This window comes from Microbacterium excoecariae, assembly GCF_011326725.1.
In the GTDB taxonomy this organism is placed as follows: domain Bacteria; phylum Actinomycetota; class Actinomycetes; order Actinomycetales; family Microbacteriaceae; genus Microbacterium; species Microbacterium excoecariae.
The window spans coordinates 1649115-1672407 of the sequence record NZ_JAANCO010000001.1 but is presented as its reverse complement, the minus strand read 5'-3'; the positions used below and the strand labels follow the sequence as shown (position 1 = coordinate 1672407).

18 protein-coding genes are annotated in these 23293 nt (G+C 73.6%); 11 read left to right on the top strand and 7 right to left on the bottom strand.

The features are described 5' to 3' along the window. Positions 1 to 6: 6 nt before the first annotated feature. A complete protein-coding gene (locus G8E01_RS07775) occupies positions 7 to 1497 on the bottom strand; it encodes a deoxyguanosinetriphosphate triphosphohydrolase family protein (protein WP_155048673.1) in 1491 nt (496 codons plus the stop codon). A gap of 79 nt (positions 1498 to 1576) precedes the next feature. Between G8E01_RS07775 and helR the strand changes: the two genes are divergently transcribed. Beyond that, positions 1577 to 3742 (top strand): RNA polymerase recycling motor ATPase HelR, encoded by a 2166-nt coding sequence (gene helR, locus G8E01_RS07770; RefSeq protein ID WP_338100767.1) that lies wholly within the window; start codon positions 1577 to 1579, stop codon positions 3740 to 3742. Here helR and G8E01_RS07765 read toward each other — a convergent pair. From G8E01_RS07765 to hrpB, 3 genes are read right to left on the bottom strand one after another with little or no spacing between them, the layout of a single operon-like run. Next, entirely contained in the window at positions 3729 to 4001 is a 273-nt protein-coding gene (locus G8E01_RS07765) for a metal-sensitive transcriptional regulator (RefSeq protein ID WP_166318124.1), read from the bottom strand. The two genes, helR and G8E01_RS07765, sit on opposite strands and share 14 nt — an antisense overlap. Continuing rightward, on the bottom strand, positions 3998 to 5698 hold the full coding sequence (locus tag G8E01_RS07760) for an FAD-dependent oxidoreductase (protein ID WP_166318121.1): 1701 nt from the start codon (positions 5696 to 5698) through the stop codon (positions 3998 to 4000). The genes G8E01_RS07765 and G8E01_RS07760 overlap by 4 nt, the downstream gene beginning before the upstream one ends. Before the next feature lie 52 nt (positions 5699 to 5750). Next, positions 5751 to 8276 (bottom strand): ATP-dependent helicase HrpB, encoded by a 2526-nt coding sequence (hrpB, locus tag G8E01_RS07755; protein WP_166318118.1) that lies wholly within the window; start codon positions 8274 to 8276, stop codon positions 5751 to 5753. 229 nt (positions 8277 to 8505) lie between these two features. Here hrpB and G8E01_RS12975 point away from each other — a divergent pair, with 229 nt between their 5' ends. The 5 genes from G8E01_RS12975 (at position 8506) to G8E01_RS07730 (ending at position 14321) form a co-directional block, all read left to right on the top strand. After that, positions 8506 to 9192 carry a LysM peptidoglycan-binding domain-containing protein gene (locus G8E01_RS12975; RefSeq protein WP_166318115.1) on the top strand — a complete coding sequence of 229 codons (687 nt, stop codon included), beginning with the start codon at positions 8506 to 8508 and terminating at the stop codon, positions 9190 to 9192. Between the two features lie 97 nt (positions 9193 to 9289). After that, positions 9290 to 11842 carry an excinuclease ABC subunit UvrA gene (locus tag G8E01_RS07745; protein ID WP_166318112.1) on the top strand — a complete coding sequence of 851 codons (2553 nt, stop codon included), beginning with the start codon at positions 9290 to 9292 and terminating at the stop codon, positions 11840 to 11842. Next, positions 11839 to 12348 carry a GNAT family N-acetyltransferase gene (locus G8E01_RS07740; RefSeq protein WP_166318109.1) on the top strand — a complete coding sequence of 170 codons (510 nt, stop codon included), beginning with the start codon at positions 11839 to 11841 and terminating at the stop codon, positions 12346 to 12348. Before G8E01_RS07745 ends, G8E01_RS07740 begins: the two co-directional genes overlap by 4 nt. A 27-nt stretch (positions 12349 to 12375) precedes the next feature. After that, a complete protein-coding gene (locus G8E01_RS07735; protein WP_166318106.1) occupies positions 12376 to 13599 on the top strand; it encodes a Fic family protein in 1224 nt (407 codons plus the stop codon). Between the two features lie 233 nt (positions 13600 to 13832). Then, positions 13833 to 14321: a hypothetical protein gene (locus G8E01_RS07730; protein WP_166318103.1), complete on the top strand. Its 489-nt coding sequence runs from the start codon at positions 13833 to 13835 to the stop codon at positions 14319 to 14321. 36 nt (positions 14322 to 14357) lie between these two features. Here G8E01_RS07730 and G8E01_RS07725 read toward each other — a convergent pair whose 3' ends face one another. Beyond that, positions 14358 to 14678, bottom strand: coding sequence for a hypothetical protein (locus G8E01_RS07725; protein ID WP_166318100.1), 321 nt, complete (start codon positions 14676 to 14678; stop codon positions 14358 to 14360). Between the two features lie 115 nt (positions 14679 to 14793). Here G8E01_RS07725 and G8E01_RS07720 point away from each other — a divergent pair, with 115 nt between their 5' ends. Both G8E01_RS07720 and G8E01_RS07715 read left to right on the top strand, forming a co-directional pair. Continuing rightward, complete coding sequence (locus tag G8E01_RS07720; protein WP_166318097.1) at positions 14794 to 16119, top strand: M20/M25/M40 family metallo-hydrolase; 1326 nt, start codon at positions 14794 to 14796, stop codon at positions 16117 to 16119. Then, positions 16116 to 17552, top strand: a complete 1437-nt coding sequence (locus tag G8E01_RS07715; RefSeq protein WP_166318094.1) for an MFS transporter — start codon at positions 16116 to 16118, stop codon at positions 17550 to 17552. The genes G8E01_RS07720 and G8E01_RS07715 overlap by 4 nt, the downstream gene beginning before the upstream one ends. Position 17553: 1 nt before the next feature. Here G8E01_RS07715 and G8E01_RS07710 read toward each other — a convergent pair whose 3' ends face one another. Continuing rightward, entirely contained in the window at positions 17554 to 19923 is a 2370-nt protein-coding gene (locus tag G8E01_RS07710; RefSeq protein ID WP_166318091.1) for an ATP-binding cassette domain-containing protein, read from the bottom strand. 15 nt (positions 19924 to 19938) lie between these two features. On the opposite strand from G8E01_RS07710, the gene G8E01_RS07705 reads away from it, so the two are divergent. Further along, entirely contained in the window at positions 19939 to 20928 is a 990-nt protein-coding gene (locus tag G8E01_RS07705; RefSeq protein WP_166318088.1) for an AEC family transporter, read from the top strand. 16 nt (positions 20929 to 20944) lie between these two features. On the opposite strand, the gene G8E01_RS07700 is transcribed toward G8E01_RS07705, so the two are convergent. Then, on the bottom strand, positions 20945 to 21715 hold the full coding sequence (locus G8E01_RS07700) for an SDR family oxidoreductase (protein WP_166318085.1): 771 nt from the start codon (positions 21713 to 21715) through the stop codon (positions 20945 to 20947). A gap of 130 nt (positions 21716 to 21845) precedes the next feature. Between G8E01_RS07700 and G8E01_RS07695 the strand changes: the two genes are divergently transcribed. After that, on the top strand, positions 21846 to 22649 hold the full coding sequence (locus tag G8E01_RS07695; RefSeq protein ID WP_166318082.1) for a glycerophosphodiester phosphodiesterase family protein: 804 nt from the start codon (positions 21846 to 21848) through the stop codon (positions 22647 to 22649). A 169-nt stretch (positions 22650 to 22818) separates the two neighbouring features. Beyond that, complete coding sequence (locus G8E01_RS07690; protein ID WP_166318079.1) at positions 22819 to 23211, top strand: RNA polymerase-binding protein RbpA; 393 nt, start codon at positions 22819 to 22821, stop codon at positions 23209 to 23211. Positions 23212 to 23293: the final 82 nt, after the last annotated feature.

Sequence of the window (23293 nt, the reverse complement as noted above, 5' to 3'; positions counted from 1 at the left end):
CGCCGGTCAGAGGCCCTGGCCGGCGTCCCAGAGGCGTTCCGTCTGGCCGACGAGGAGGCCGTCGAGCGACGTGGCCTGCGCGTCGGTCAGCGAGGCGACGTAGTCGATGACGCCGCGCCCGGTCGCCCGGCGGCGGATCTCCTCCTCGCTCGTGACGTCGATGAGGTCGGGGCTCTCGCGCTTGACGCGCAGGTAGTCCTCCGTCGCGAGGTCGACGAAGTCGATCAGCCGCCGCGGCGCGCGCCGGACGTCGTGCGCGTCGTCGATCCACGCCGCGAACCCGTCCACGAGCCGCTCGAGGACGCTCGCCTGGCCCCGCTGATACACGGCGAGGTCCGGGCGGTCGAGGATGAACCGCTCGTGGAGGAACTTCAGCACCGCCACCTCGTGCCACGCCCTCCGGTCCAGGCTCACGTGGCCCGAGCGTGCGTCGGGCTCGCGCGTGACGAAGACGGACGCCTGGAGGTGCGCGATCCACTCCGACGTGAACCCCGCGAGCGCGCGCTCCGAGGCGAGCGAGCCGTCGAATGGCACGGCGAGGAGCCCGTCGACGACCTCCTCCGTGACCTTCGCGACGGCGCGCTCGAAGGCGTCGGGGTCCGCGATCCACGGATCCCTGGCCTCGAGCCGGCGCCACAGCAGCTCCAGCGCGTGGCCGGGGGAGCGATTCGCGATCGCGAGGGCGGGCGCGTCGAGCGCGCGGAGCTCCGTGAGGTCGCGCCGCCACGCCCGGAACTCCGAGGAGATCGTGGCCTGGTTGAGGAGGCCGGCCCGGTAGAAGTCGTCGAGGTCGTGCAGCGAATAGGCAATGTCGTCGGCAATGTCCATGATCGAGCACTCGATCGTCTGCTGGCCCTCCTCGATCAGGGGGTACGCCGCGAGCGCGCCCCGCATGTCGTCGACGTCGGTGACGTAGGCGGAGAACTTCCGGGACCCGCCGCGCCGCCCGCCGCCGTGCCCGCGCAGCCAGGGGTACTTCAGGACCGCCGCGCGCACGGCCGCCGTGAGGTTCAGGCCGACGCCCGGCTGATCGTGCTCGTCGAGGCGGGTGAGGATCCGGAAGGTCTGCGCGTTGCCCTCGAACCCCTCCGCGAGGCGGAACTTCTCGCGCGCGATGCGGTCGAGGGTCTGCTCCCCGAGGTGCCCGAAGGGCGGGTGGCCGAGGTCGTGCGCGCTGGCGGCGGCCTGGACGACGACGGGGTGGCAGCCGCCGAGGTCCGCGACCGCGCGGCCCGTCTCGCCCTGGTCGGTGGACAGGTGCACCGCGATGGCGCGCGCGACCGCCGCGACCTTGACCGAGTGGGTGAGGCGGTTGTGCACCGCGAGCCCCGCGCCCGTCTGCGAGATCACCTGCGTCACGGCGGACAGCCGGGAGAAGAACGGGGAGAAGCGGATCCGCTCGAGGTCCACACGGTACTCGGGGTGGCGCTCGGCGCTCTGGAACTCGTCGAGCTCCTCGTCGGCGCGGCGGGCGGCGCGCGGGTCGGCGTTGGTCATCCCCCCATCCTGCCCGAGACGCGCGCGGCTCAGCGCGCGGCCAGCCGCGCCGGCCGGCGATGGCGCACAATGGGGGATCGTGACTTCCCCCGGCGCCTCGTTCCACCTGCCCGCCGAGCTCGCCCACAAAACGGGCGCCGCCGACATCGGCCCCGACGAGGAGCACTTCGCGCGCATCGCCCGCGCGCTCGAGGGCCGGCGCCGGGACGCCGAGCGCCGCCTGGCGGCCGCGCGCCGATCGGGCGGGCGCGATGGCCAGAGCGCCATGGACCGCGACATCGAGATCCATCAGCTCTCCGCGCGCCTCGGGGTCCTCGAGCGCTACGGGCGCGACCTCTGCCTCGGGCGCATCGAACCGGAGGGCGGGGATCCGCTCTACATCGGCCGCATTGGCCTGACGGACCCGGACGGGCGGCGCCTCCTCGTCGACTGGCGCGCGCCCGCGGCCGAGCCGTTCTTCGGCGCGACCCACGCGCAGCCGATGGGGCTCGCGGCGCGCCGGCGGTACCGCTGGGCGGGCGGCCGCGTCGTGGACTACTGGGACGAGGTCTTCGCCCCGGACGGCGGCGATGCGCGACCGGCGCTCGACGACCAGAGCGCCTTCATCCGCGCCCTGTCGGCGGCCCGGGGTCCCGCGATGCGCGACGTGCTCGCGACCATCCAGGCCGACCAGGACGCCATCATCCGCGCCCCGGCCGCCGACGCGCTCGTGGTTGACGGCGGCCCCGGCACCGGCAAGACCGTCGTCGCGCTCCACCGCGCCGCCTACCTGCTCTACGCCGACGCCCGCATCTCGTCGTCGGGCGGCGGGGGAGTGCTGTTCGTCGGCCCCGGCGAGTCGTATCTCTCCTACGTCGACGACGTCCTGCCCAGCCTCGGCGAGGACAGCGTGCGGATCGCGACCATGCGGCGCCTCGTCCCCGAGGGCGAGTCCGCCGTGCCGGAGGCGTCCGACGTCGCGCGGCGCGTGAAGGGCGCGGGCGACCTCGAGCGGGCGATCGCGAACGTCGTCCGGCGCTACGAGCGCGCGCCCGACGAGGACGTCGTGATCCAGGCCTCCTGGGCCGATGTCGACATCGAGCCCGAGGACTGGGAGCAGGCGATCTCGGCGTGCGAGGACGGCACGCCGCACAACGAGGCCCGCGATGCGATCTGGGAGGAGCTGCTCGAGTCGCTCGCGATGCGCGTGGGCGAGATGCCGCCGCACCTGGCCCGCCGGGAGCTGTCGAGCCACCCCCAGCTGCGCGCCGCGTTCGACGCCGTGTGGCCCGTCCTGGATCCGCCCGCCCTCGTCGAGGCGCTCTGGGCCGACGAGGACCTCCTCGCGGGCGCGGCCCCCTGGCTCGATCGCGCCGAGCGGGGCGCGCTCCGCCGCCCGCGCGGATCCGGCTGGACCGACGCAGACCTGCCGCTGCTCGACGCGGCGCGCGAGCTCATCGGCGACCCCGGCCTCGCCCAGCGCCGCAGCGCCCAGCGCGCGGCGCTCATGGCGGAACGCGAGCGCATCGAGACGGTCGTGGACTACCTCTCGGACGCGGACGAGGACGGCGAAGGCGTCTCGCTCATGCTCGCCGCCGCCGACATGCAGGAGCGCCTCGTGGACGACGGCGCGATCCCCACCGTCGACCACGACGCGCTCGCGGGCCCGTTCGCGCACGTCGTGGTCGACGAGGCGCAGGAGCTCACCGACGCCGAGTGGCGGATGCTCGTGCGCCGCTGCCCGTCGAAGAGCTTCACGATCGTCGGCGACCGCGCGCAGGCCAGGGACGGGTTCGCCTCGTCGTGGCACGACCGGCTCGGCCGCGTGGGGATCACCCGCATGGCCACCACCGGCCTCTCGATCAACTACCGCACCCCGGCGGAGATCATGTCCGTCGCCGAGCGTGCCATCCGCGAGGCGCTGCCCGACGCGAACGTCCCGCGCTCCGTGCGGGACTCGGGCGAGCCCGTGGCGCGCGGCGCGCGGAGCGACCTCGGGCGCATCGTGAGTGAATGGCTGGACGCCCACGAGGCCGGCGTGCTCGCCGTCATCGGCGCCGACGAGGCCCCCCGCCACCCGCGCGTCCGGGTCATCCGGGCGCGCGAGGCGAAGGGCCTCGAGTTCGACGCGGTCGTGCTGGTGGACCCGGACCGCCTGGGGACGGGGATCGCCGGCGCGGTGGACCGCTACGTCGCCATGACGCGCGCCACCCAGCGGCTGTGGATTCTCGCCTCGGAGGCGGAGCCGGTTCTTACGCCAGCGTGAGGAAGAGCTTCTCGAGCTCGTCGACGGACAGCTCCGGTTCCGTGCCCTCCTCATTCGCGACCATGCAGTCGCGCATGGCCGTCGACACGACGGCGAATCCCGCCCGGTCGAGCGCGTGCGTCACGGCCGACAGCTGCGTGACGACGTCGCGGCAGGGCCGATCCTCTTCGACGGCGGCGATCACGGCGTCGAGCTGGCCGCGGGCGCGCTTGAGGCGCAGCGCGATGCGGCGGCGCGCCTCGGAATCGGTGGTGCTCATGCGGGGATCCCTTCGTCGTTGGTGAGCAGCTCGCGCGACGCGGCGCGCAGGTGGTCGCGGAGCGTGATCGACCCGCCCGACAGCGACGCGGAGTCGAAGCCGGCCTGGGTCAGCACGCGGTGGGCGATCGCGGAGCGCACGCCCGAGGCGCACATCACGCGGACGGGCCGGCCCGCGGCCTGGGCGCGCACCTCGTCGAGGCGATCGCGCAGCTCGGTGTGGGGGACGTGCAGCGCCCCGGGGAGGTGCCCCGTGACCCACTCGTCCGCGCGCCGAACGTCGAGCACGAGCGCGCTCTCGAGCACCTCGTCGACCTCGTCGGCGTACCAGAGGCGGAGCGTGCCGTCGGCGACGTTCTGCGCGACGAGGCCCGTGTGGTTCACGGCATCCTTCGCCTGGCCGTAGGGCGGCGAGTAGGCCAGGTCGAGGTCGATGAGGTCCTCGGCCGCGAATCCCGCGCGCAGCGCGGTGGCGAGCACATCGATCCGCTTGTCCACGCCGTCGGTTCCCACCGCCTGCGCCCCGAGGAGACGGCCTCCCTCGCGCGCGATGTGCACGAGGAGATGGATCTGCTCGGCGCCGGGGAAGTAGCCGGCGTGCTGGGCGGGGTGCAGGTGCAGCGTGCGGTAGGCGATCCCCGCGGTATCGAGCGCCTGGCGGTTGGCGCCGGTCAGCGCCGCAGTCAGGGATCCCACGCGGACGATCGCGGTGCCGACGGGCTGGGGAATCGCGCGGGCCTTCTCGGGGCGCAGCATGTTGTCGGCCACGAGGCGGCCGGCCCGGTTGGCGGGCCCCGCCAGCGCGACGGGACGGCGCGCGCCCGTGGCGGCGTCGACGCTGAGGGTCGCGTCTCCGACGGCCCAGACGTGCGCGGCCGACGTGCGGCCCCGCTCGTCGACGACGATCGCGCCGCGCTCGGCGGCGACGCCCGCCTCCTCGGCGAAGCCCGTGTCGGGCCGCACGCCGATCGAGAGGACCACGAGGTCGGCGTCGATGCGCTCGCCGGTGGCGAGCTCGACCTGATCCGCCTCGGCGCCGTGGCGCACGGCGGACGCCCCGGCGCCCGTGACGACACGGATCCCGAGCGCCTCCAGTTCGTCCGTCACCCGCACCGCGAGCTCGGATTCGAGCGGGGGAAGCACGTGCGCCGCCAGCTCGACGAGCGTGACGTCCAGTCCGGCGTGCGCCAGGGCCTCGGCCGCCTCGACCCCGATGAAGCCGGCACCCAGGACGACCGCGCGCCGGGCGCCGCCCTCGACCCAGCCGCGGAGGCGGATGGCGTCGGGAACGGTGCGCAGCGTGCTCACGCGCGGCGAGTCGAGCCCGGGGATCGGCGGGCGGGCCGCGAGGGCACCCGGGGCGAGGACGAGCTCGTCGTACGACAGCTCGACGCGGCCGTCCGGCCCTTCGGCCGTCAAAGATCGCGCCGCGACGTCGAGGGAGACGACCTCGTGGCGGGGGCGCACGTCGAGCGCGAGCGCGGCACGCAGGCTCTCCGGCGTCTGCACGATCAGGGCGCCGCGGTCGGCGATCTCGCCGCCGACGTAGTAGGGAAGGCCGCAGTTCGCGTACGACACGTCCTCTCCCCGCTCGAGCACGATGATGTGGGCGTTCTCGTCCAGGCGCCGGGCCCGCGCGGCAAAGCTCATGCCGCCCGCGACGCCGCCGACGACGACGACGGTCTTGGTGGTGGTCATGTCTCTACTATACCCCCGGGGGTATTGAGAGACGGGCATTCCGACCGAATCGTCACTCGCCCGCGCGCAGCGCGCGGTTCGTGCGGCGCGTCGCCTCGGCGGTCCACGGGTCTTCCGGCCACGGGTGCTTCGGATAGCGTCCGCGCATCTGGCGCCGCACGTCGCCGTACGGGCCGTTCCAGAACGAGGCGAGGTCGGCCGTCACCGCGAGCGGGTGACCGCCGGGGGAGAGCAGGTGAAACAGCACCGGCACCCGGCCACCCACAAGGCGCGGCGTGTCGGCGAGGCCAAAGAGCTCCTGCAGCTTGACGGCCACCACCGGGGGCGCGGTGGGATCCTCCGGGTTCGGATAGGCGATCCGGACCGCGCGACCCGAGGGCACCTCCAGCCGCTCGGGCGCGAGCTCGTCGAGGCGGGCCGCGTCCGGCCAGGGGAGCAGCGCGCGCAGCCCGTCGCGGACGTCGCCCGCGGTGGGCAGGCGCGGCGCCGGAGCCGCGAGCAGCCACCCGCCGAGGTCGGCCGCGAGCGCCGCGTCCGACACGTCGGGCCACGGCGCCCCGAGCGCGCGCCGCAGGAGCGCCATCCGCGCGCGGAGCGCACGGGCGCCGTCGTCCCACGCGAGCGCGGCGATTCCGGCGCTCGCGACCAGGTCGAGGGTGGCCGCGCGCGCGTCCTCCGGCGTCGCGGCGGCCGGCGTCGCGCCGAGCTCGATCGCGCCGAGGGCGCGGACAGCGCGCACGCGGATCCGCCCGTCCACGACGCTCACGTCGCGGCGCGTCTCGACGAGCGGCGCGCCGACGGCGAGGGCGTCCTCCTCGGTGAGGGCCGCACCCAGGCGCACGACCGCCCCGGTCTCGCGCGCGGCGCCGCCCGCCGCGCGCTGGGCGTCGTGGACCGCGATCCATTCCGCGCCCGCCAGGCCGCTGCGAGGCGGGAGGCTCGCCCGCGTCCCGCGCGCTAGCAGGTACGCGCGCTCGCCGACGCGGCGGGCAATTCCCTCGGGGCGCGCGAGCGCGACCACCACCCCGTCCGCGCGCTCCGTCCGCTCCGCCGCGGGCGCGGCGGCGTAGCGCGCGAGCCGATCCGCCTCCCGCGCCCACTCGCGCGCGCCGCGACCACCCCCGCGGAGCTCCGCGAGAATCCGCGCGAGGTCTCCGCCCGCGTCGCGGTGATCGCCCTCGAGCGCCGCCACGATCTCGCCCGCCTCGCGCGGAACGACGCCCCACTCCGCGGCCGCCAGGAGCGCGCGCGCCGCGCGCGGATCCGCGGGCAACCGCGCCGCCCGGGCCCCGTCGGCGGTGAGACGCCCGTCCGGCCCCACGAGCCCGAGGTCCGCGAGCGCGCGCCGCGCGCTCCGAGAGGCCCCCTCCGGCGGCGGTGTCAGGAAGCGCATCCCCGCGCCGCCGGGAGCACCCCAGGCCGCGAGCATGAGCATCGCCGAGACGAGGTCGGCGTGGGCGATCTCGGGGTCGTCGGCGCGGCGGAAGGCTCCGAAATCGGCCTCCGAATAGGCGCGAATGGCCCGCCCCGGCCCCTGCCGCGCTGCGCGGCCCGCCCGCTGGTCGGCGCTCGCGCGCGAGGCCGATCGCGTCACGAGCCCCGCCATGTCCCGCACGGTGTCGCGCCGCAGCACGCGGGCGAGGCCCGAATCGATCACGAGCCGCACGCCCGGGACGGTCAGCGAGCTCTCGGCGAGCGATGTGCTCACGACGAAGCGCGGCGGGTCGCCCGGCGCGCGGCCGGCGGTCGCCCGGTCCTGCTCGGCGCGGGGGAGCCGTCCGTGCAGCGTGAGGACCTCGGCGCGGGGCGCGTGCCGGCGGAGCGCGGCGGCGACCGCCTCCACATCCCGCACGGCGGGGGCGAAGACGAGGGCGTCGCCGTCGCCGTCGTGGGCGTGGGCGTCCGCGGCGACGGCCGCGAGGTGGTCGACGAACGCGCCGGTGACGCCGCGGTCGTCGCTGCGCGGCCCGGCACCGGGGGCGTACGAGATGTCGAGCGGGTACAGCGCGGCTGGCGCGTCGACGATCGGCGCGGGGGAGTCGCCTCCGATCTGGGCCGCGACCTGGCCCGCGTCGATCGTCGCCGACATCGCCGCGACGGTGAGGTCGTCCCGCAGCTGCCGCACGTCGGCGAGCATCGCGAGGAGCAGGTCGCCGTCGAGCGAGCGCTCGTGCACCTCGTCGACGACGACCGCGGCGACCCCGTCGAGGCCCGGATCCGCGAGGAGCCGCCGCAGGAGGAGACCCGGGGTGACGAACTCGACCAGCGCGTCGGCCGCCGTCACCCGATCCCCGCGCACGGCATACCCCACGCGCTCGCCGAGGGCCGCGCCGTCGAGCTCGGCGAGGCGCCGGGCGGCCGCCCGCACCGCGACGCGGCGGGGCTGGGTGACGAGGACGCGCCCTCCGGTGACGGCGGCGGCGAGCGGGGGAACGTACGTCGTCTTGCCGGACCCCGGCGGCGCGACGACGACCGCGGATCCGCCCGCGAGAGCCGCGCGCAGCGCCCCGTCCGCCTCGGCCACGGGGAGCCCGCGACCGATGCGCTGAAGGTCGAAGGGCCGGGGCTCGCGAGTCACGGATCCATTGTGCCAGCGCCCGTGAGCCGGCCTGAAGGTCGTCGATGACCCGCCTGACAAGGTCCTGGGCGCAATTGTTATCGGTTCGTGATGTATGCGTATCCTGTTCGGACTCAATCGCGAGGGGCCGCCGTCCACCCCCACCCGAGAGCCCCTCGCGCCCTGTCATCGAGAGATTCCTCCGGCCGGGTGGGGGCGCGCTCCGGCGTCGCGGGACGGGACCGCGGAGATGAGTGTGTTCCAGAAGAAGAACTCCCCCCAGACCCCGTCCGGCCGCCGCGGAGCGCTCGCGAAGGGCGGGCTCGTCGCGGCGGGCGTCGCGACCGTCGCCGGCGCAGTCCTCTTGCCCACGGCGGCCAACGCGGCCGACGGCGCCACCTGGGACGCGCTCGCGCAGTGCGAGTCCGGCGGCAACTGGGCGATCGACACCGGCAACGGCTACTACGGCGGGCTGCAGTTCTCGCTCTCCACGTGGGAGGCGAACGGCGGGTCGGGCAACCCCGCCGACGCCTCGCGCGAGGAGCAGATCCGCGTCGCCGAGAACGTCCTCGCCACCCAGGGCTGGGGCGCGTGGCCGACCTGCTCGGCGCAGATCGGCGCGAGCGGCACGGCCGACACGAGCGCGTCCGCCGAGGTCGCGGCCCCGGCCGAGGAGACCGCGCCCGTGGAGGAGACCGCCCCCGCCGAGACTCCGGCGGCTCCCGCCGCCGAGGCCGCGCCCGCCGAGGTGCAGCTGCCCGACGTCGAGGCGTCGGACGAGACCTACACCGTCGAGTCCGGCGACACGCTCTTCGAGATCGCCGAGGCGCTCGAGATCGAGTCGGGGTGGGCCGGCATCTTCGCCGTCAACCAGGACCTCCTCGACGACCCCGACCTCATCGGGGTGGGGCAGGACCTCGTGCTCCCCGCGAGCTGACGCCCGATAGGCGCGGGGCCGGTCCGCGAAGGGCCGGCCCCGCGCCCGCGCGAGCTGGCAGGCTGGAGGCACCGCAGACCGACACGAGGAGCGACGAGTGAGCGTCCCCGACTCCGCCGCGACGGGCAGCATCCGCGTCCGCGGCGCCCGCGAGCACAACCTTCGAAACGTCGACCTCGACGTTCCCCGGAATCGGATCGTCGCGTTCACCGGCGTCTCCGGGTCCGGCAAGAGCTCGCTGGCCTTCGCCACGATCTACGCGGAGGCGCAACGGCGATTCTTCGCCTCCGTGGCGCCGTACGCCCGTCGTCTCATCCAGCAGGTCGGCGCGCCCGACGTCGACGAGGTGTCGGGGCTTCCGCCCGCCGTCGCGCTCGAGCAGCAGCGCGGATCCGGCGGCTCGCGCTCGACCGTGGGGACGGTCACGACGATCTCGGACGTCGTGCGCATGCTGTTCTCGCGCGTGGGCGACTACCCGGACGGGGCGGACCCGCTCCTCGCCGAGAACTTCTCGCCCCACACGGTCGAGGGCGCGTGCCCGGCCTGCCACGGGATCGGCCGCGTCCACGACGCCACCGAGGAGCGCATGGTGCCGGACGCCTCGCTCTCGATCCGCGAGGGCGCCATCGCCGCGTGGCCGCGGGCGTGGCACGGGACCCAGCTCCGAGACAGCCTCGTCTCCCTGGGCTACGACGTCGACCGGCCGTGGCGCGACCTGCCGGCCGACGCACGCGAGTGGATCCTCTTCACGGACGAGACCCCGCGCGTGCCGGTGTACGCCAAGCGCGCGCCGGCCGAGGCGCGGCGGGCGCGCGAGGCGGGGGAGAAGCCCTCCTACATGTCGCGGTTCGTCGGGGCGCGCCGCCTCCTCCTGGACACGCTGTCGTCCTCCCAGAGCCGGGCGATGCGCGAGCGCGCCGCGACCTTCCTCGACACCGTCGACTGCTGTGCGTGCGGGGGGCGACGCCTCCGCCCCGAGGCGCTCGCGGTGCGGGTCGAGGGGCTCGACGTGACCGCGTTCGGCGCGCTGCCACTGGATGAGGTCGCGCAGATCGCGGATCGCATCCGCGCGGACGCGTGGCGCCCGGAGCTCGCGCCCGAGCGCCGGCTCGCCGCCAAGAGCCTCGCGACCGAGCTCGCCCAGCGCCTCGAGCCCGTCCTCGCGCTGGGTCTCGGCTACCTCGGCCTCGACCGCGAGACGCCGACCCTGTCCGCCGGGGAGCTCCAGCGCATGCGGCTCGCGACGCAGGTGCTGTCGAAGCTGTTCGGCGTGGTCTTCGTCCTCGACGAGCCCTCCGCCGGCCTGCACCCGTCGGACGCGGAGGCGCTCGGCGCGATCCTGACCGGCCTTCGCGACGCCGGCAACAGCGTCCTCATCGTGGAGCACGCGCCGCGGGTGATCCAGCGCGCCGACTGGATCGTGGACATGGGCCCCGCGGCGGGCGCGGAAGGCGGCGAGGTCGTCTACAGCGGACCGGTCGCCGGGATCCGCGATGCGGCCGCCTCCGCGACGGCCCCCTATCTCGACCCGGACCCCCGGGCGCGGCCTGACGCGCCCGGGCGACGCCCGATCGACCAGACCCTCCGCCTCGAGGGCGTCACCCGCCACAACCTCGCCGGCCTCGACGTCGAGGTGCCGCTCGGCGCGCTCGTCGCCGTGACCGGTGTGTCCGGTTCCGGCAAGACGACGCTCGCGAGCGACGCGCTGCCCGCGCTCGCGGGGCGCGCGATCGGCGCGGATGCTTCGGACCCGACCCCGAGCGGGGACGACGACACCGGCGCCGACGAGGGCGGCCTGTCGCTCGAGCCACGCGCGCCCGAGACGCGCGGCGCCGCCCACGCCCCGCCCGGCGCGTTCTCGCGCATCGTGCGGGTCGACCAGCGCCCAATCGGGCGCACGTCCCGCTCGAACGTCGCGACCTACACGGGCGCGTTCGACCGGATCCGCGCCCTCTTCGCCCGCACCCCGGTCGCGCGCGAGCGCCGCTTCGGCGCCTCGCGCTTCTCCTTCAACACCCCGGCCGGCCGGTGCCCGACCTGCCGGGGCGAGGGCTCCGTCGAGGTCGAGCTCCTCTTCCTCCCGACCGTCAGCGCCCCGTGCTCCGCGTGCGGCGGCGCCCGGTACAACCCGGAAACCCTCGCCGTCACGCGAGACGGGCGCTCGATCGCGGACGTGCTCGCCCTCCGCGTACACGAGGCCCGCGCGGCCTTCGCGGACGACGCGATCGTCACCCGCCACCTCGACGCGCTCATCGAGGTGGGGCTCGGCTACCTCGCGCTCGGGCAGGCGGCGCCGACGCTCTCGGGCGGCGAGGCGCAGCGGGTCAAGCTCGCCGCGGAGCTGCAGCGGGCCGAGCGCGGCGACACACTGTACGTCCTCGACGAGCCCACCTCCGGGCTCCACCCCGCGGACGCGGACCGCCTCGTCGGGCACCTGCAGAGCCTCGTGAACGCGGGCAACTCCGTCGTGGTCGTCGAGCACAACATGCGCGTCGTCGCCGAGGCCGACTGGGTGATCGAGCTCGGCCCCGGCGCGGGGGAGGGCGGGGGGAGCGTCGTCGCCGCGGGCACACCCGAGCACGTCGCCGAGCGCGACGACGTGCCGTCGGCGCGCTACCTGCGGGCGGCGCTGCGGGGAGAGGTCGCGTGACGGGCGTGCGGGTGCGCGCCATGCGCGCCGACGAGCACGAGGCCTTTCGCGCGATCCGGCTGCGCATGCTCGCCGACGCCCCGACCGCGTTTGGGGAGCGCCTGGCGGACGCCGAGCGCGTCCCGGACGCCGAGTGGCGGATCCGCGCGACGCGCATGACCCGCCTCGGGCGCGCCGCGGTCATCGCGGAGGACGACGACGGCTGGTGCGGCATCATGCGCGGGCACTACAGCCCCGTGCGCGGGCCCGAGCTCGTGGGCGTCTACGTCGACCCGCGGGCGCGGGGCCGCGCGGCTGGGGTCGCCGATCGCCTCCTCGCGGAGATCGTGGCGTGGGCGATCGATATGGGCGGCGACACCCTGACGCTCGACGTGCACGAGCACAACGCCCGCGCGATCGCCTTCTACCGCGGCCGCGGGTTCGTCCCCACGGGCCACACCCAGCCGTACCCGCTGGATCCGACCACGCGAGAGGTCGAGATGCGGCGCGCTCTTACGACACCTTAAGGTCATAAAGTGGCGTAAGATCGGCTCATGGCGACACCTTCCGACACGTTCGCCGTCTCGTGGGAGACGGTGCCGTGGGAGCGCGACGCCACCCTTCCCGCCTCCCGACGCCAGCGACTCGCCGCCCGCGGGCCGTACGCGGCCGCCATCCCGGCGCGGATCCGAGACGCCGCCGGCGACATTGCGCCGGACCTCGCCGCCGAGGCCGAGGACGCGATTCGCGAGATCGCGCGCTTCGACGCCGAGCTGACGGCGCGCGCCGGGGGAGCGGGCGACGAGATCGCGCCGCTCGCGTCCGTGCTGCTGCGCACCGAGTCCGCCTCCTCGTCGCAGATCGAGGGGGTCACCGCGGGCGCCCGAGCGCTCGCCCTGGCCGGGATCTCCCAGCCGACCGGCCGAAACGCGGAGCTGGTCGCGCAGAACGTCGCGGCCATGACGCGCGCGATCGCGCTGTCGGACGAGATGGCCGAGGGCGCGATCCTGCAGGCGCACGCGGCGCTCATGGCGGGGGAGCGGCACGCCTCGCCCGGCCAGTTCCGCACCGAACAGGTGTGGATCGGCGGGGGGCCGTCGCCGCACACGGCCGAGTTCGTCCCACCGCGCGCGGAGCGGATCCCCGACGCGATGGCGGACCTCCTGGCCTTCGCGGGGCGCGCCGACGTCCCGCTCCTCGCGCACGCCGCCATCGCGCACGCGCAGTTCGAGACGATCCACCCGTTCGCCGACGGCAACGGCCGCGTCGGGCGCGCGCTCGTGCACGCGATGCTGCGCCGGGCGGGGGCCACCACGCGCATGACCGTGCCCGTCTCCGCGGGCCTCCTCGCCGACACGCGCGGGTACACGGCGGCGCTCATGGACTTCCGTCGGGGCGATGTGGAACCCATCGTGCGCGCATTCGTGAACGCCGCCTTCCGCGGGGCCGCCAACGGACGCGTGCTCGCGGGGGAGCTTGCCCGGATCCGCGCGGGCTGGGAGGAGCGCCTGCCGTCGCGCCGCGGATCCGCCGCGCGTCGGCTCCTGGACGTCCTCGTGCGCCAGCCCGCGCTCACGACGCCGCTCGTCGTGGGCGAGCTCGGCGTCGCCTCGTCCGCCGCGCAGCGCGCGATCGCGCAGCTGACGGCCGCGGGCATCATCGAGCCGCGTTCCGCGAACGCGCGCCGCAACCGCGTATGGCTCGCGCCCGAGATCCTCGACGCGCTCGACGCCTTCGCCGCCCGCGCCGGGCGACGCGACCCGCTCGCGCCCCGGTGAGCGCGGGTCCGACATTCGCGTGGCTGAGAAGCAGTGGATTTCTGTACCCTACATCGAGCGGGATTTATTCGCCGGGTATTGTCAGTGGGGTTTCCCATGCAGATAGAACCTGTACAGGTGAGCCTAGTTTGACAAGTAGATGTGGACCTCGAGTGGATCGTCGATCCCTTTAGGCGGTACATCGCAGGCGGAAAAAATAACCCGTGCTATCCGAGTCATTGACATGGAGAACGATGAGCGGAACATACGAGCCGATCACCCCAGAACGCGGTGCTCACCGCAGCGTATACGATGCCCAACTCATGGTCTCAGAGCCTGTGTCGGTCGTTTCTCTCGGTGTCGTATGCCACCTCGACAGTCTCACTCCCGGATCGATTTCATGCGCGCTCGAAGAGTTTGCGCGACTGGACAATGGGACAGTCATCACAATCCGCATGGACCGCGGCGTAGGTGTCTCACTTGACACGAAGTCCTATCACGACGTCCTCACTGAGGATGAGCTGCGCGATCAGGTTGCCATTGCTCTACTGCCGGACGAGGGTGTTAAAGAAGACGAAGGAGAGCCTCTGCCTTGGCATGAGTTTGCCGAGCTGTTGGCTGCGCGGGGCGTCCTCGTTGCGCCAGACGAACTCCGGGCTTTGCCATTCGAGTTTCAACTCCAGCCGCAGATGCAAGAGGTGGTTACCTCAGCGGGGCGTGAGGAACGATTCGGTGACAACTGATCGTTTGTGCCGGGAGGCGCTGACGTGAGAATGTCATCATGCCTGCGCCCTATCCGAGAAATTTCCGCGAGGACGTTGCCGTGGAGCGATCTGCGCTGCGGACGTGTGCGAGATAGTCGAGTGCAACGGTGGTGGATTGCTTCGCGGCCAGGGGTCGCCCTTGCTCAAGCAGCCGGCGTCGGCGAGCCGCTGCAGTCTGTCGAGATGGACCCAGCGGGCGTGTTGCTTGATCAGGCGGGCGTCGGCGGGGTGCGCGACGGTAAGTGTGCCGTCGAGCCAGGGGCGGTCGGTGAACGTCGCGTGCACGAGGGGGACCACGTCGTGAGCGAGGGGCCGGAACAGCTTCGCATCAGACATGAAGATGTCGTCTTTGATCTGACATAATGTGCATTATCGGCTATTGCGCATCCGGTGCGCCGCGCCCGTCCACGCGCATCCTTCCGGAGCCACGGCCGCGCGTTACTCTCGGCTCATGAGCCCACGAGACGGGATCGCCGAACGCCTGGCGCGGATGATCCGCCTTCCCACGGTCAGCGCCGAGATCCCGGAGCGCGGCCTCGGACCGTTCGAGGAATTCGTCGACCTCCTCGAGGAGCTCTATCCACTCACGCACGCGCACCTCACGCGCGAGCGGATTACGGACCTCGGCCTGCTGTTCCGGTGGCGCGGCGCCACGGATGAGGATCCCGTGGTTCTCATGGCGCACTACGACGTCGTGCCCGCACGGCTCGAGGACGGCTGGTCCGAGGATCCGTTCGCCGGAACGGTCCGCGACGGCTGGGTCCACGGCCGCGGCGCGCTCGACGACAAGGGGCCGCTCATCGTCATCCTGGAGGCCGTCGAGACGCTCCTCGCCGACGGCTTCGTGCCCGCGCGTGACGTCTACCTCTCGTTCGGCGGCAATGAGGAATCCTTCGGCGCGGCCGCGCGGGCGATCTCGGACGAGATGCGGGCGCGCGGCATCGTCCCCTGGCTCGTGCTCGACGAGGGCGGCGCCGTCGTCGGCTCGCCCCTGCCGTTCGTCCAGGGCCCGACGGCGATGATCGGCGTCGGCGAAAAGGGCGCCCTCACGGTGCGCGCGACGGTGCGCAGCGCGGGCGGGCACGCCTCGGCGCCGCGGCGCGGGACGGCGATCTCGCGGGTGGCGCGCGCCGTTGCGCGCCTGGGGCCACGCACCTTCCGGCCGCGCACCCCCGAGGCCATCACGCGCATGCTCGGCGCGTTTGCCGCGCGCGCGACGGGACCGACGCGCGCCGGGCTGCGCCTCCTCGCGCGCAACCGCTTCCTCACCGGCCAGGTCTTCGCCGCGGCGGGCGGCGAACCCGCCGCGCTCGTGCGCACGACGATCGCCGCCACGATGCAATCCGGCGGATCCGCCGCGAACGTGCTCCCGTCCGACGCGAGCGCGACGTTCAACCTCCGCATCGTTCCCGGCGAAACCGTCGCCGGAGTCCTCGCCCGCCTCCGGCGCCGCATCGCGGACCCCGCGGTCGAGCTCGAGGTGCTGGAAGGATCCGATCCCTCCCCCCTCTCCCCCGCCGACGGCCCCGCGTTCGGTGCGGTCGCCGCGGCCGCCGGCGCCGCCTACCCGGGCGCCCTCGTCGCGCCGTACCTCATGATGCAGGCGAGCGACGCGCGGCATTTCCACCGATTCTCCCCCGCGGTATATCGATTCGCGCCGCTCGAGATGTCCGCCGCCCAGCGCGCCTCGATCCACGGGGTCGACGAGCGTGTCGAGGTGGCCTCCCTCGAGCGGGGGCGCTCGTTTCACATCGCGCTCCTGAAGGGCCTGACATGACGCGCCTGGGCGCCCTTCTGGGCGTGGTCGGATTCCTCGCGGCGGTCGAGTTCACGAGCGGCATCCTCCAGGGCTACTACACGCCCATGCTCACGGACATCGCGCGCCACCTCGGGATCCACGACGCGGACGTCAACTGGCTCGAGGGCACGCAGCTCATGCTGTCCGCGCTCGTCGTCCCGGCCTTCGCGAAGCTCGGGGACATGGTCGGGCACCGGCGCATGCTCCTCGTGTCCACGGCGCTGACCGCGGCGGCCTCGCTCGCGCTGCCGTTCGCCGACTCGTTCGCGGTGTTCCTCGTCGCCTGGACCCTGCAGGGCTTTTACGTCGTGTGGCTCCCGCTCGAGATCGCGCTCATCTGGGGGCGCGCCCGCGCCGGCGGCCAGCCGCCGTCGGTCACCGCCCGCGCCGCGGGAATCCTCGTCGCCGCGCTCGAAGCCGGCGCGATCGTGGGCGCGCTCGCGGGCGGCGCGCTCGTCGATGCCCTCCCGCTCCAGTTCGTGCTCGTCATCCCCGGCGTCGCCGTTCTCGCGTGCTTCTTCGTGATCCTGTTCGGCGTCCCTGAGTCTCCCGAGGTCGCGGGCGGGCGCCTCGACACGGTCGGGCTGACGTTCCTCTCCCTCGCGCTCATCGCGTTCACGGGCGGGCTGAGCCTCCTGCGCCTCGGCGGGCTCGGAGAGCCGCTCGCGTGGGCGATCGTCGCGCTCGGGCTCGCGCTCCTCGTCCCGTTCGTCCTCTGGGAGCTGCGCCACGCGGATCCGCTCGTCGACGTCCGCCTGTTCCGCTCGGCCGCGCTCTGGCCCGTGTTCCTGACGGCCGGGTTGTTCGGCATGAGCGTGCTGGGCGCCCAGGCGCCGCTGTCCACGTTCGCGCGCACCGATCCGGCCGTCGCCGGCTACGGGCTCGGCACGGCCGGGTTCGCCACCTCACTGCTCATCGGGGTGTACCTCATCGCCATGATCGCGGGCGCGCTGTCGTACTCCCGCGCGGCCCGGATCCTCTCCCCGCGCCTCGCGCTCGTCGCCGCCGCGGGGCTGGTCAGCGCCGGCTTCTTCCTCTTCCTCCCGTTCCACGACACCTACGCGCAGGTCGTCGCGAATATGGCCGTCGTCGGCGTCGGCTCCGGCGCCCTCGTCGCCGCCCTGCCCGCGACCGCCGCGGCCGCGGCCCCGGCGGGCCAGACGGGCGTCGCGACCGGGCTGACGAACTCGGTGAAGACGGTCGGCGGGGCGATCGCCTCCTGCGTGTTCGGCATTGCGCTCGCGACGGGCGCAACGGGGGTCGGCACCGCGGGGTCGCTCAGCGGCTACGTCACCGTCTGGGTCGTGTGCGGCGGTGCCGCCCTCGTCGCCGCGCTCGCGCTGCTCGCGGTCCCTCGCGACGCGTTCGCGGACCACCCGTCCGCCGCCGAGGCGGCCGCGGGAAGGCTCTAACTCACGCGCCCACGTACGCCGCGAGGTGCTCCCCCGTGAGCGTGCCGCGCGCGCTCACGAGGTCCGCCGGCGTCCCCTCGAACACCACCCGACCGCCGTCGTGCCCGGCGCCGGGCCCCATGTCGACGATCCAGTCGGCGTGCGCCATGACGGCCTGGTGGTGCTCGATGACGATGACCGAGGTGCCCGCGTCGACCAGCTGGTCGAGCATCTCCAACAGGGCCGCGACGTCCGCGAGGTGCAGCCCCGTCGTGGGCTCGTCGAGCACGTAGACCTCCGCTCCCTCGGCCATCTGCATGGCGAGCTTGAGGCGCTGGCGCTCGCCACCCGACAGCGTCGTCAGCGGCTGGCCGAGGGTGATGTACCCGAGCCCGGTCTCCTCGAGGCGGCCGAGGATCTTGCCGGCGGCCGGCACGCGCGACTCCTTCTCCGCGAAGAACGCCCGGGCGTCGGCGACGGGCATGTCGAGGACCTCCGCGATGTTCTTGCCGCCCAGGCGGTACTCGAGCACCTCGGCCGTGAACCGGCGCCCGCCGCAGTCCTCGCACGGGGACGTCACGCCCTGCATGAAGCCGAACTCCGTCGTGATCGTGCCGCTGCCCTTGCAGGTCGGGCAGGCGCCCGCGCTGTTCGCGCTGAACAGCGCCGGAGCGACCCCGTTGGCCTTGGCGAACGCCTTGCGCACCGGATCCAGCACGCCCGTGTACGTGGCCGGGTTGCTGCGGCTGGATCCTTTCACGGGCTGCTGGTCGACGAACACCACCCCGTCGCGGCCCGCGACCTGCTCGGCAACGAGCGAGCTCTTCCCGGATCCGGCGACGCCCGTGAGCGCGACGAGCACGCCCGTCGGGATGTCCACGTCGACGTCGCGGAGGTTGTGCCTGCGGGCACCGCGCACCTCGATCGCCCCGGTCGGGGTGCGCACCGCGTCCTTGAGCGCGACGCGATCGGCCAGGTGGCGCCCCGTGACCGTGTCCGAATCCCGCAGCTCGGCCACAGTGCCCTCGAACGTGACGGTGCCGCCCGCGGATCCGGCGCCCGGACCAATGTCGACGACGCGATCGGCGATCGCGATCGTCTCCGGCTTGTGCTCGACGACCAGAACCGTGTTGCCCTTGTCGCGCAGCTGCAGCAGCAGCGCGTTCATGCGCTCGATGTCGTGCGGGTGCAGTCCCGCGGTGGGCTCGTCGAAGACGTACGTCACGTCGGTGAGCGGCGAGCCGAGGTGCGTGATCATCTTCAGCCGCTGCGCCTCGCCGCCCGACAGCGTGCTCGCGGCGCGGTCGAGGGAGAGATAGCCGAGCCCGATGTCGACGAAGGAGGCCAGGAGGGCGTCGAGCGCGCCGAGGAGCGTCGCGGCCCCCGGCTCGTCGAGGCCGCGCACCCACGCGCGCAGATCGCTCACCTGCAGGGCGCACGCATCGGCGATCGAGATCCCCGCGATGCGCGAGGAGCGCGCGGGCTCCGCGAGGCGGGTCCCGTCGCAGTCCGGGCAGGGGGCGAAGGCGACCGCGCGGTCGACGAAGGCGCGGATGTGCGGCTGCATCTGCTCGCGGTCCTTCGTGAGCATGGACTTGCGCACCTGCGGCACCAGGCCCTGGTAGGTCATGTTGACGCCGCCGATCTTCACCTTCGTCGCCCCGCGGTGCAGGAAGTCGTCGAGCTCGGCGTCCGTGAACCGGGAGACGGGCGTGTCCGGGTCGAAGAAGCCCGACTCGGCGTAAAAGCGCACGCTCCATCCGCCGACCTTGTATCCGGGCACGAGGATCGCGCCGTCATTGATGGACAGCGACGGGTCGTACAGCTGGCGGAGGTCGAGGTCGCTGACCCGTCCCGTCCCCTCGCACCCCGGGCACATGCCGCCCAGCACGTGGTACTCCGCGCGCTGGCGCTTCGCGGCGCCCGACCGCTCGACGAGGATGGCGCCGGCGGCCGTCACCGACGGCGTGTTGAACGAGAACGCGTTGGGCGGCCCGATCTGCGGGTCCCCGACGCGGCTGAAGAGGGTGCGCAGGAGCGCGTTGGCGTCGCTCGCGGTGCCGACGGTCGAGCGGATGTTCGCGGCAAGGCGCTCCTGGCCGACGAGGATCGCCGTCGTGAGCCCCTCGAGCGCGTCGACGTCGGGCCGGGCGAGCTGCGGCATGAACCCCTGCACGAACGCGCTGTAGGTCTCGTTGATCATCCGCTGGGATTCCGCCGCGATCGTGTCGAACGCGAGCGAGCTCTTGCCGGATCCGGATACCCCCGTGAAGACGGTCAGGCGGCGCTTGGGGAGGTCGACATCGACCCCGCGGAGGTTGTTCTCGCGCGCACCGCGCACGCGGATCGTGTCGTGACGGTCGGCGGGGTGAGGCGCGGGATCGTGCGGCATGACCCCGATCGTGCCATGAGTGCGCGGCGCGCGGCGATAGGTTGGAGGGGTGAGACCCGCCGCCCCGCCGACCCCGTCGCTGCCGTGATCGGGGTGCTCACGGGCTTCGCCGTCGTCGGCGTCGCCATCATCACGGGGTACATCATCGGGCGCATCGACCTGCTCGGCGAGCACGGCGGCGCCGTGCTCGGGCGGTTGACCTTCTTCGTCCTCAACCCCTTCCTCATGTTCGTCGTCCTCTCCGACGCCGACGTCGCGATGCTGTTCTCGTCGCTGCTGCCCGTCTCGGCGGCCGCCGCCGCGGTGGTCTTCCTGGCGTACGGCCTCGTGGCCAAGCTCTGGTGGCGACGCGGCTGGGGCGACACCGTCATGGGCGCGCTGTCCTCGGGCCAGGTCAACGGCAACAACGTCGGCCTTCCGATTTCGACCTATCTCTTGGGCAACGCGGCCTATTCGGCGCCGATCATTCTCATGCAGCAGATCGCCTTCACGCCCATCACCCTCGCCATCCTGGACGCGATCTCCAGCGGCGAGACGCGGGTGTGGCGCGCCATCCTGCGCGTGTTCCGGAACCCCATGGTCCTCGGGTCCCTGGCGGGCATGACCGTCGCGCTCCTCGGGATCGATCTCCCGCCGATCGTCCACGAGCCGCTGCAGCTCGTCGCGAACGCGGCGGTGCCCGTCATCCTCATCAGCTTCGGGATGTCGCTCAACGGGCAGCGGATCCTCACCCATCGCGGGCGCCGCCGCGACGTCATCCTCGCGACGGCGCTGAAGATCGTCCTTATGCCGGTCGCGGCATATCTCCTCGGTCGATTCGCGTTCGGCCTGGAGGGCCAGGCGCTCTACGTCGTCGTCGTGCTCGCGGCGCTCCCCACGGCGCAGAACGTCTTCAACTATGCCCAGCGATACGGCGTCGGACTCGTCCTCACCCGCGACGTCGTGTTCCTCACGACGCTGGGGTGCGTGCCCGTCCTGTTCGCCACCGCCCTCCTGCTGGGGTGAGCGGTGGCGGCCCGGCTCAGTCCGTGCCGTGGAAGCTGGAGACGTCGCCGCAGATCCGCTCGTTGTCCGCCGGGATCTCGTCTACCGCGGCGCGCGCGATCTCGCGGGCGAACTCGGCGACGTTCAGGAGCGACCCCGCCTCCTCGCGACGCTGGTCGATCGCGCCGGGGTTCAGGCGGTTGAGCAGCGTCGCCGTGATCGTCCCCTCGATCATGTCGGCCGAGACGACGACGAAATCGATGCCGCGCTCCGCGAGGTCCGGGATCCGCTCGCGCAGCGCGTCCTCGCCCGCGCGCTTGGACAGCGCGACGGGCTCGTACTCGGGCATGGTCGGGGTCGTGCGGATGAAGTGCGCCTGGTGGCTCGTGACGAACACGACGCGGCCGCCCCGCGGCATGATCGGGAGCGCCTGCTCGAGGACGTTCACCTGAGCGTCGCGATTCAGGCGCATGGCGTAGTTCTCGCCGAGGTCCTGCTCCATGCCGCCCGACGCGTTCAGAACGAGCAGATCGAGGCCGCCGAACACGTCGTTCACGGCGCCCATCATCGAGCCGACCGATTCCGGATCCGTCAGGTCGGCGCCAACGACGAGGGTCTGGACGCCGTACTTCTCGTTGACCTCGCGTGCGAGCTTCTCGGCGCGCGGCGCCTTGTTGCGGAAGTTGATGACAACGTTCGCGCCGGCGGCGGCCAGGTCGCGCACGGTGTCGGCCCCGACACCACGCGAGGACCCCGTCACAAGGGCGGTCTTGCCGTCGAGGGATCCGGCGGGGAGGGGCTCAGTCACAGTGACTCCTGGGGTGGTGCGGGGCGCCCGCGCCAGGCGGGCCGATGACCCCTCGAGCCTATCGCGGCGGATCCGCCCTCCCCGTGAGCGGATCCACGGACCGGACGGGCGCGAGTGGTACGTTCCCGACATGACGGCAGGCCACCCGTACTTCGCCGCGCAGGAGGACCCCCGCATCCTCGCCCATCGCGGGCTCGTCACCGCGGAGATGGCCGGAGACGGCATCGCGGAGAACTCGGTCGCGGCGATCGCCGCGGCGCACGCTGCGGGCGCCACCTACGTCGAATCCGACTGCCATCTCACTGCCGACGGCGTCGTCGTGCTCTTTCACGACCCGCGTCTCACGCGCGTGACGGGCGACGACCGCGCGGTCGCCGAGGTCACCCACGAGGAGCTCGAGGGGCTCATGGCGGCGCGCGGCGGCCTCGCGACGATGGCGGACGCGCTCGAGGCGTTCCCCGAGGTGCGCTTCAACATCGACGTGAAGGCCGACGCCGCGGCGGATCCGGCGGGCCGCATCGCCAGCGCGCACGCGGAGCGCGTCCTCCTCACCAGCTTCGACGACCGCCGGCGCGAGCGCGCGCTCGCCGCCGCGCGCCGGGCGGGCGGCGGCCCCGCCACCTCCGGCGGACGCGGGGTCGTCGCGCGCGCGGTGTGGGGCGCGCTTCCCGGAGTCGGCGGCCGCGGCGCGCGCGGCGCGCTCGCGGGCGTCGACGCCCTGCAGGTCCCCGAGCGCGCGGGGCGCGTCCGGGTCGTGACCCCCCGGCTGATCGACCTCGCGCACCGCCACGGCGCGGAGGTGCACGTGTGGACTGTGAACGAGCCGGACGACATGCGCCGCCTCCTCCGGATGGGCGTCGACGGGCTCGTCACGGACCGCGCCGACATCGCGCTCGAAATCGCTCAGGAGACGGGTTTCGCGCGGGGGCGTTGACCCCGCGGATCCGCCGCGCTAGCTTTCGCCGTGACGGGCGGACCCGCCGAAACTCCGGGCGCGACGGGGCGACTGGGGATCCGCTGAGAAACCCGGAGTTCATCGAACGTTTCGGATGAAGCGCACAGGGCCGGGCGTTAGACCTGGTACCCGACGAGAGGACACGAACATGGCAGATCGCAGCCTCCGCGGCATCCGGCTTGGCGCCCAGAGCCTTCAGAGCGAAGAGGGCGTCGTCTTCATGGAGCGCAAGGAGCACACCTACGTGTGCGGGACCTGCGGCCGTGAGACGCAGCTGATGTTCGCGGCCGACGCCGAGGCACCTGTCTCCTGGGAGTGCCGCACGTGCGGCGCCGAGGCCGTGCTGCAGACCCCCAAGGGCGCAGCCGAGGTGGATCACTCGGGCGACAAGACTCCGCGCACGCACTGGGACATGCTCCTGGAGCGCCGCTCGATCCCGGAGCTCGAGGAGCTCCTGGCCGAGCGCCTCGCCTTCATCCGCGAGCGCCGCGGCGAGGGCCAGGACCCGACCAAGGAGAAGGTCACCCGCAAGACGGCGTGACCCCTCCCGGCGGGGGGGGGGGGGGCCCCCCCCCGGGATGAGGCGGCCCCCCCCCGGTTGGGCGGGCGCCGGGCACGGAGGG

What these genes read in the sequence shown, in the direction of transcription:
- G8E01_RS07720 (WP_166318097.1), top strand. Translation starts at nt 14,794, where the DNA reads ATGAGCCCACGAGACGGGATCGCCGAACGCCTGGCGCGGATGATCCGC.
- G8E01_RS07730 (WP_166318103.1), top strand. Translation starts at nt 13,833, where the DNA reads ATGAGCGGAACATACGAGCCGATCACCCCAGAACGCGGTGCTCACCGC.
- G8E01_RS07705 (WP_166318088.1), top strand. Translation starts at nt 19,939, where the DNA reads ATGAGTGCGCGGCGCGCGGCGATAGGTTGGAGGGGTGAGACCCGCCGC.
- G8E01_RS07695 (WP_166318082.1), top strand. Translation starts at nt 21,846, where the DNA reads ATGACGGCAGGCCACCCGTACTTCGCCGCGCAGGAGGACCCCCGCATC.
- G8E01_RS07690 (WP_166318079.1), top strand. Translation starts at nt 22,819, where the DNA reads ATGGCAGATCGCAGCCTCCGCGGCATCCGGCTTGGCGCCCAGAGCCTT.
- G8E01_RS07735 (WP_166318106.1), top strand. Translation starts at nt 12,376, where the DNA reads ATGGCGACACCTTCCGACACGTTCGCCGTCTCGTGGGAGACGGTGCCG.
- G8E01_RS07765 (WP_166318124.1), bottom strand. Translation starts at nt 4,001, where the DNA reads ATGAGCACCACCGATTCCGAGGCGCGCCGCCGCATCGCGCTGCGCCTC.
- G8E01_RS07715 (WP_166318094.1), top strand. Translation starts at nt 16,116, where the DNA reads ATGACGCGCCTGGGCGCCCTTCTGGGCGTGGTCGGATTCCTCGCGGCG.
- G8E01_RS07725 (WP_166318100.1), bottom strand. Translation starts at nt 14,678, where the DNA reads ATGTCTGATGCGAAGCTGTTCCGGCCCCTCGCTCACGACGTGGTCCCC.
- G8E01_RS07760 (WP_166318121.1), bottom strand. Translation starts at nt 5,698, where the DNA reads ATGACCACCACCAAGACCGTCGTCGTCGTCGGCGGCGTCGCGGGCGGC.
- G8E01_RS07710 (WP_166318091.1), bottom strand. Translation starts at nt 19,923, where the DNA reads ATGCCGCACGATCCCGCGCCTCACCCCGCCGACCGTCACGACACGATC.
- G8E01_RS07775 (WP_155048673.1), bottom strand. Translation starts at nt 1,497, where the DNA reads ATGACCAACGCCGACCCGCGCGCCGCCCGCCGCGCCGACGAGGAGCTC.
- G8E01_RS12975 (WP_166318115.1), top strand. Translation starts at nt 8,506, where the DNA reads ATGAGTGTGTTCCAGAAGAAGAACTCCCCCCAGACCCCGTCCGGCCGC.